General features: G+C 48.0%; 9 protein-coding genes and 1 CRISPR repeat array. All 9 genes read right to left on the reverse strand.

The window, feature by feature from the left end:
* Position 1: 1 nt before the first annotated feature.
* Positions 2–298 (reverse strand): hypothetical protein, encoded by a 297-nt coding sequence (locus HY768_06890; protein ID MBI4726935.1) that lies wholly within the window; start codon positions 296–298, stop codon positions 2–4.
* Complete coding sequence (locus HY768_06895; protein ID MBI4726936.1) at positions 295–861, reverse strand: 2-oxoacid:acceptor oxidoreductase family protein; 567 nt, start codon at positions 859–861, stop codon at positions 295–297. The genes HY768_06890 and HY768_06895 overlap by 4 nt, the downstream gene beginning before the upstream one ends.
* Positions 862–1,087: 226 nt before the next feature.
* Positions 1,088–1,254: direct repeats of the CRISPR family, unit length 32 nt; unit sequence GTTTCAATCCACGCGCCCGCGCGGGGCGCGAC.
* Between the two features lie 182 nt (positions 1,255–1,436).
* Positions 1,437–1,727: a CRISPR-associated endonuclease Cas2 gene (cas2, locus tag HY768_06900; GenBank protein ID MBI4726937.1), complete on the reverse strand. Its 291-nt coding sequence runs from the start codon at positions 1,725–1,727 to the stop codon at positions 1,437–1,439.
* Between the two features lie 9 nt (positions 1,728–1,736).
* Entirely contained in the window at positions 1,737–2,768 is a 1,032-nt protein-coding gene (gene cas1c / locus HY768_06905; GenBank protein MBI4726938.1) for a type I-C CRISPR-associated endonuclease Cas1, read from the reverse strand.
* On the reverse strand, positions 2,765–3,811 hold the full coding sequence (locus HY768_06910) for a virulence RhuM family protein (protein MBI4726939.1): 1,047 nt from the start codon (positions 3,809–3,811) through the stop codon (positions 2,765–2,767). Before HY768_06910 ends, cas1c begins: the two co-directional genes overlap by 4 nt.
* A gap of 11 nt (positions 3,812–3,822) precedes the next feature.
* The gene (cas4, locus tag HY768_06915; GenBank protein MBI4726940.1) at positions 3,823–4,458 is read right to left on the reverse strand and encodes a CRISPR-associated protein Cas4; all 636 of its coding nucleotides are present in this window, start codon (positions 4,456–4,458) and stop codon (positions 3,823–3,825) included.
* A 2-nt stretch (positions 4,459–4,460) separates the two neighbouring features.
* Positions 4,461–5,039: a four helix bundle protein gene (locus HY768_06920; protein ID MBI4726941.1), complete on the reverse strand. Its 579-nt coding sequence runs from the start codon at positions 5,037–5,039 to the stop codon at positions 4,461–4,463.
* The gene (cas7c, locus tag HY768_06925) at positions 5,040–6,080 is read right to left on the reverse strand and encodes a type I-C CRISPR-associated protein Cas7/Csd2 (protein MBI4726942.1); all 1,041 of its coding nucleotides are present in this window, start codon (positions 6,078–6,080) and stop codon (positions 5,040–5,042) included.
* Positions 6,081–6,110: 30 nt separating this feature from the next.
* Positions 6,111–7,557, reverse strand: a 1,447-nt coding sequence (gene cas8c, locus HY768_06930; protein MBI4726943.1) for a type I-C CRISPR-associated protein Cas8c/Csd1, incomplete at its 5' end; no start/stop codon positions are given.

Genomic DNA, 7,557 nt, shown 5'->3' on the forward strand with positions numbered 1-7,557 from the left:
GCTACTTGACCTCCTCAACCATGGTGATGGCCTTGACCTTCTTCTTGCCCGGGCACTCGTGGGCGCAGATGCCGCAGCCCTTGCAGTGGTCCAGGTTAAAGCCCGTCACCTGGCCGTCCTTTAAGATGACGGCCGAATCCGGGCAGTAGACCCAGCAGAACAGGCACTGGATGCAGTTCTCAGGGTGGTATGCCGGCTTGGAGCTTCGCCAGTCACCGGTCTTGAACCCGGCGGCGGTGCCGCCCTTCTCTATATTCCCCCCCAGGGCCAGTTCATGGTATTTCCTCAACTCGCTCATGCCGATTTTACCTCCTCTGCCGCCCGCTTCATGGATTGGATGTTCCCCTCGATTACCTCCGGCCGGTGGGCGAATTTCTTGGCCAGCTTCTTCTCGGTGTCCTCCATCATGCTCGTGAAATCCAGAATCCCGGTGATCTTCACCAGGGCCGCCAGCATCGGGGTATTGGGGATCTTCTTGCCGATGGTCTCCTCGGATATCTTGGATGCGTCCACCGTGAATATCCTGCCGTCAAACTTGACGGACTTCTTGATCTCCACCGCATCCAGCCCGGTGTTGATGATTAACGTGCCATCCCTTCCCAGTCCGGCGATGACATTGACCGAAGCCATTAAAGTAGGATCCAGCACCACCACCACGCTGGGAGATTTCACCGGGCAATGCATCAGGATGGGTTTTTCGTCGATGCGGTTGAACGATTGCACCGGGGCGCCCATCCGTTCCGGTCCATACTCGGGAAAGGCCTGCACATACTTGCCGGCCGACAATGCGGCGTCGGCCAGTAGCAAAGCCGCGGTCTTGGCTCCCTGACCGCCCCGCCCGTGCCATCTGATCTCAATCATTTTATATTGATAACTCCTATAAATTGCAGAGGGATAAAACAATGCCCCCAATATAAAAAAAAGCCAAAGTAAATAATTAGTATAGCTCAAAATAGGGTAAAAGTCAAATACTTTTTACGCAGGGCTTTTTAACAGGGCCAGTGGGAATGACTTTAAATGATTATAGAGGTTCTTAAATAAAGCCGTCAAGAGATATTGTTTTAATATTCTCTGTTGACATCCTATTGTTTCAATCCACGCGCCCGCGCGGGGCGCGACGTGGGTTACGTGGCTGGCGCAGCACCCGGATGCCGTTTCAATCCACGCGCCCGCGCGGGGCGCGACGTTATTGTCGCTGACCGAGAGCCATCGGGATTTTCGTTTCAATCCACGCGCCCGCGCGGGGCGCGACTCTTTACATCCAACTTAATATATCAAAAACAAAAATCCGCTATTCTTTGCGAACCCTTTAAAATCTATCCCATAAATACTTCTGTTGTCAAAGAACATTTTACTAACATATTTATTCAAATCAGTTTAAACGTCCTGCGAACGCTACACGTAAACTATGTGAACTTAGGGTTCGCAATGACATCTTAGACAATCAACGGCCCCTCCTGGTCAACACCTGCTTTTGCTCCAACATGCTCCACGCGATGCTTCCAGTTTGCACCAAGATAATAAAATCTCAGACTGTCTTTTCCAGTATCGATCTCAGAAATCAGACGGTCTTTCAGCATGGTCCACTGAGCAGGGTCAACGATGCATTCAAACACAGAATACTGCACCCTCTGACCGTAATCCTGACATGCCTTCGCCACCCTGCGCAGGCGCCGTTGTCCGGCATTATTGTCTGTAGTCACGTCATAAGTGATTAGTACAAACATTTTCCTCCTTTACTTCCATATAAACGGCGGATATGCATCCATATCGCCGCGCAGATACCGCGCCATAAGCAACGCCTGCGTATGAAACAGCAATCCAATTGTGACCTTCTCTTTCAGGAACGGATGCATTATCTCATCCTGCTTACGGGTCTGGTATGTGACCAGCACAGTCTTTCTCGTATCGTCATCCATCATCACAGCCCCCGACTCTTTCCTCTCAAATCCCTTTCCCTGCACCTGACAAAGATTTATCAATGAAAGAGTGAGGCGGTCTGCAAGGAACGGCCTGAATTCTTCCATCATATCCAGGGCAAGCCCGTACCTGCCCGGACGGTCCCTGTGAAGAAAACCAACCGCAGGGTCAAGCCCCACGGTTTCAAGCGCTGAACGCATATCGTGCATTACTATTGTATACAAAAAAGACAGCAGGCAATTTACATTGTCCAATGGCGGACGACGATTGCGTTCATAAAATCTGAAATCCTCTTTCTGTGCAGTAATCAAATGATCAAATACGCCGAAATACGTATTAGCCGACTCGCCTTCTATCCCGCGCAGGACTTCCAAATCTGACTCAGTCTGCAAACTTCTCATTGCGCTGTTGAATTTATTGACCGCCCTTGTGATTTCTCCGGCGTCAACCTTCTCAGGATGATCACGCAGCACACGTGAAAGCACGGTACGGCAGTTGGCGATCTTTCCGGTCAGTACTGCTTTGGCAATTTCTACAGATGCATTGCAATCGTCGGCGCGACGGTACTGCTCACGTCTCAGAAGGACATTGCCGGACACAGGCCCTTGGACTTTTGCGAGGAATCTGCCGTTCTCTGTCATGAAGCTTATTGCTACACCGCTCTCAGCACAAAAGCCCATCAGGAACGGACTGCACGATACTTGTCCAAAGCAGACAATCCCGCCGAGCGTATGAATTGGAACACGAAGACGGATGTCGTCCTCAACCTTTACAACAACCGTTTCACCTTCTTTGAAAAGATATGACCCCTGTGTTGTGATAAATAATGTGTTGAGATGTTTTTTCATTTCTTCCCTGGCCCACGCTTACCTGATTTTTCTATCCGCTTTGTTTTCTCTATCGCTTCAAGAAATTGACGCTCCACTTGCGAAGGTTCATTCAGCCGATCTGTCCGGTACTGCTCATATTCAGCGTGTGCCCTTTGCAGCGCCTCATCATGTGTGATCTTCCCCGCATGGCTCAAAATATCCCTGCCTGTCAGCTTTAGAAAATCGTCCAGCTTCGCAATCCAATCACGCATATACATAGGCTTGCGGTTCAGGGCCTGAAGCTCGGCGAAGTCGAGATACATGGTGACGATGCGGTTTAACACATCCAACTCTTGCTCGTTCAGATAATTCTTGGCGATTTCGGTGTCAGTCTTTCGAGGCTTGTCGCCTGTCCACGTAGTCATACCCATGTTAGGTTTGCCGGCATCAGCCCTCTTGTAGATAATCTCTGCGGCAGTGTGGCCATGGGCGGCCCAATGCATCTTGTTCTGAATAACAGCGAAGAACTGCTGAGAAAGGTCATTACTCGGGTCATAGTCTATGCTGGTAGCATAAATATCCAATACCTTGCGCCAGAACATCTTTTCAGAAGACCGTATGTCCCGGATGCGGGCGAGCAGTTCATCAAAATAATTGCCGCCTTCAGCCTGCTTCAGCCGCTCATCGTCCAGCGTGAATCCCTTTATAATATACTCTCGCAGCCGTTGGGTGGCCCATATGCGGAACTGTGTGGCAACATGAGACTTGATCCTGTACCCCACGGAAATAATAGCATCTAAGCTATAAAACCGTTGCTGTCTCTCTACCTGTCTGCCGCCCTCAATTTGAACTTGTAGATAATCCTTACAAGTTGCCTCTTCATCCAATAAAAAAAAAAAAAAAATCTTCTTAAGATGTATAGTAATGTTTTGAGGTGTTGTCTGAAATAACTCAGCCATAAGCTTCTGAGTAAGCCATACCGTTTCATCCTGCAGCCGGACTTCAAGCCTGGTTTTGCCGTCCTCTGTCTGATAGAGAATCAACTCACTTTGAATTGGAATTTTATCTTTCTTTTTCTTCATGGGCATGTCCTTTATTCCTCCTCCGTTGCCGTAAGTAAATAATTGCGCACCGATCTTGCCTTACTGCATGTTTTTGGCAGGCATAGTTCCACCAACGAACACTTTTTGCACTTTGCCGAATATTCTGCCCTTGGTGTAATGCCCGATTCGATAAGCTCATGAACCTTTCTCGCTGTTTCTTCTGTCTCGATTCTTAAAACGTTATCGAAAGTCACATCCTCCCTGCGCCGGGTCTGTCCGTAAAAAAGAGCCCCCTTATTGATTTCGACATTGAGCATTTCTTCAAGGCAAATCGCCTGGGCGCAAAGCTGAACTTTATCGCTATCGTCAATCTTTGGTTTCCCGCGTTTGTATTCCACAGGAAAAGGCTGCCACGTCCCGTTATTCTTTTTGTGGAACTCGACAACGTCCGCCTTGCCGCTCAATCCAAGTCTCAATGACCGCAGCGGGACACCGTATTCAATACGAATCTTGCCTCTTGATTCCCGGTTTGCGGTGTCGACCTTGTCGTGCATGATCCTGCCTTCGGCAGTAAAAAGGTTTTCGCTCCAGACCTGTTCGATATGGATTAGGGCGCACTGCCGGGAGCAGAACACAAGGTGCTGCAAAGCTGAAAGCTGAATGAGTTCATCTTCGGAATAATTCAAGTCTACCTTCTCCCATTGCGCATTTGTGATCGCGCATTATAGAGCCTCTCAGTGAATCCGCCCTCTGTCAAAAATTGCTGTTCGAGCTTTTTAAGCTGCCGCCCAAGAAGATAGCTGGCCTGGTTGGTCAGGCAAATCATTGTGTTGGCTGCAACCTCAGGTGAAGCTGTCTTTAAAGAATAAGGGTCTGACCTGTCAGGCATGTCTGGCCTGTCGGACTGAAAATGTTTTCTCACAGCAAGAGCTTCTGGTGAATCTTTGGCCCAGATGCGCAAGCCCCTTTGCCGGAGAAAAGCCTGGAAGTCCAGTAGCAACTCTTCCAGACTCGCTCGGGCAACGCTGGTCAGCTTGAGCTCTGTCTTCTTCGAGGTTGCGGAAGCCATGCTTCCTTCTGCGATGTTCTGCACACCGCTCCGCGCTGCCTGCACCATCTGATCATGAGTGCGCGATCTCTTGTCGATAAAACGGTCGCAAAATACCACGGTGTAGTCATAGACAAGCTCAGCAGTCTGATAGGACCTCAGATTGCGGTAGCCGCCGTGAGGCGGGATGAGTTGTGGTGGTTGTATCTTTTCAGTCATTCAGAATTTCTCCTCTAAAGTGACACCCTTCGGAACATTTGTATTATCTATTGACACAGTATAGTCTGAGAATGCCCGTGCGGGGTCGTTGTTGCCGTTTACTCTTGTCACGCTCACAAGGTCAAAGAGCTTATGCGCCGGTGCACTGCCAAGTTCACTTTCGTGCTTAAAAACTATCAATTTCCTGGCTGCCATTTCGCCACGGGCAGCAGACCGGTCGTGATCAAACATGTTTTGCAGAGCATTCCAGAACAGATTCAAATCCTCTTCAGAGAATCCAGTCTGTTTAGCAAAAGGAGCGGAAATAAACCCATGGACACGATACAGGCCGTAGGGGACAATTGCCTTCCTTGCTCCAAGTCCCTTATCATCTGGTTTATCAACTGTAACTGCTGCTGTCCTGAACATAGCTATATCCAAGCCGACAATTGGGTCGATACTTCTTGCAAAACCAAGCTGAACAGGGCCTCGAACCTGTCCACATGTTTTATCACCTGTGGACATTACTGCTCCAAAAGTTCGTACATCAAAGAAATTCTTACACATCCATTTTTTTGCTACCATCTCCTTGCTATCAACAAACAACTCTTTAAGCTTGGCCATGGACGCATCAGAAATATCTTTTAATTTAACAACTGCTTTTTTGGCTTTGTCTATATCACCACTAAGTTTGAGATAAATACCCTCATTTTCAAAACCAACTCCTTCAGGATAGCCCTGATAGTTAGCCAGTTCATCCAGTAAATCAGACGGCACATGGACAAACAATTTTTCATCAGTCAAAGCCGTATGAGCCCGTCTATGATGCTCCGAAAGAAATGCGCCTTCACGGACATGTATTTCGTAAGGAGAATCATTTTTCTTTACCAAGTCCACGTAATTTCTAATCTTGCGCTTCAAGCAGACATCCGTTGTGATACCGTGTCCCGTCTCTGGGTCGATGCGTGGCATATTCCCTCCATCAGGATCACCATTCGGGTTGCCATTTTTCACATCAAACAACAAAATGAATTCATAACGGTTTTTTATTGTCTTATTCATTTTCTCCTCCTTTAATTTTTTTTTTTTTTTTTAATTTACCGGAGCTGATGCCGCGCTAAAAAAGCGATCTTTAATCGTTGCTTTAACTTTGATCGCATCTGTCTGTGCCTTTTCTAATACAGCGAACAGCCTTCCCAGCAGATATGAAACATCCTTTCTTTCTGTGTCTAAAGACATTGGAACCTCCTTTTTGTAGTTTCGTTGTAAGACCGCTTTTAATATTGATGCTCTAAGGTAGTTGACTCGGCCATCAGCCCTGATTCGTCCTACTACTCCCTGATAAAGACTCTGCGGGTAATGAGCACCGGTGAGGATTGAGCGAGTCAAAGCTCCGCCCAATACCGGGGAAATATCCTTGGTCTCTCGGGCGGTTTCCTTGAGCAGATGCCAGACTCCGGGAAACGGAATATCCTTATCGGAATGATCCATTTCCAGATTGCTGAAATGATCCCGTAACCGGCCCATCAGCTCACTTACAGAACAGACATGCCAAAACCGCAAGGCCAGCCGCGCCTTGTTGAGAGAAAGTCCAAGAATATAAAACTTAAGATTCTTGTCAGCTTCGAGTTCGTGGGGTAACGATCCCTGGCGCACGGCTTCCAGAAACTTTTGGACTGGAATCGCAGCAGCCTGGTCTTCAATGGACGGGTTCATTACCTGTCCGAAAAAAGTCTCAATCGGCGAAGCACGCTCCGCCCAGAAAACGGTGGTTGCATCACCTATCCGAATCCGTTGAGTTCTGCTGCGCAACAAATATTTGAGCGCCGTAGAACTTTTAAATTCTGCCTCGACTGAGATGGGGGCATTCTCTCCTTTCTTTTTCCCATAGGACTCATAAGCCACTTCATTGAATGAGACCAACGATGCTCCGGAACCGAACTTGAACTGTGCGTACTGCGGCTGAAGATTGTGAATTTCACCATCGAGAAAACTGACCCCGAGTGAGAACTCTTCCTTTGCTATAAAATCAGACCAGAGCTTTGTTACCTCCGGGCGTTCATGGAGAAATCTGGAATCACCCTGCAATCGAAAGGCGACCCATTTCCCGTGAATTCCGCATATCTCTTTCCAGTCTCTCAAGTCAGCGGAAGTCTCCGGATTCCAATTAGAGAGGAAAGACTTTACCGCAACAACACCCTCATCACGAGATTCACCACAGACCTCATCAATTCGTTTCTTGAAAGAGTCATGATACACATCTTTTTTTAAATTACCCGACATCCCGAAAATGTAGTCTGCCTTATCCACCATAAAGTTCGGAGTGGTAGCGGCATTGCCGGATCGAACATCTACCTGATTGGAAAAGGGAGCCATTGATTCCCGGAAATCATAGGTGTTTGCCTTTATTTTAGTCCGTAGGTCTTCGGGCTGTTCGACAAGATTACCTGCTTTGTCAATGGTGATAACAAACCCGATATCCTCAACACTAAAGCCATAAGGCGGCACTTTTCCCCTGAGACGGTCGTACAAGGAAACC

The sequence above is a fragment of the candidate division TA06 bacterium genome (assembly GCA_016208585.1).
GTDB lineage: Bacteria > Edwardsbacteria > AC1 > AC1 > EtOH8 > UBA5202.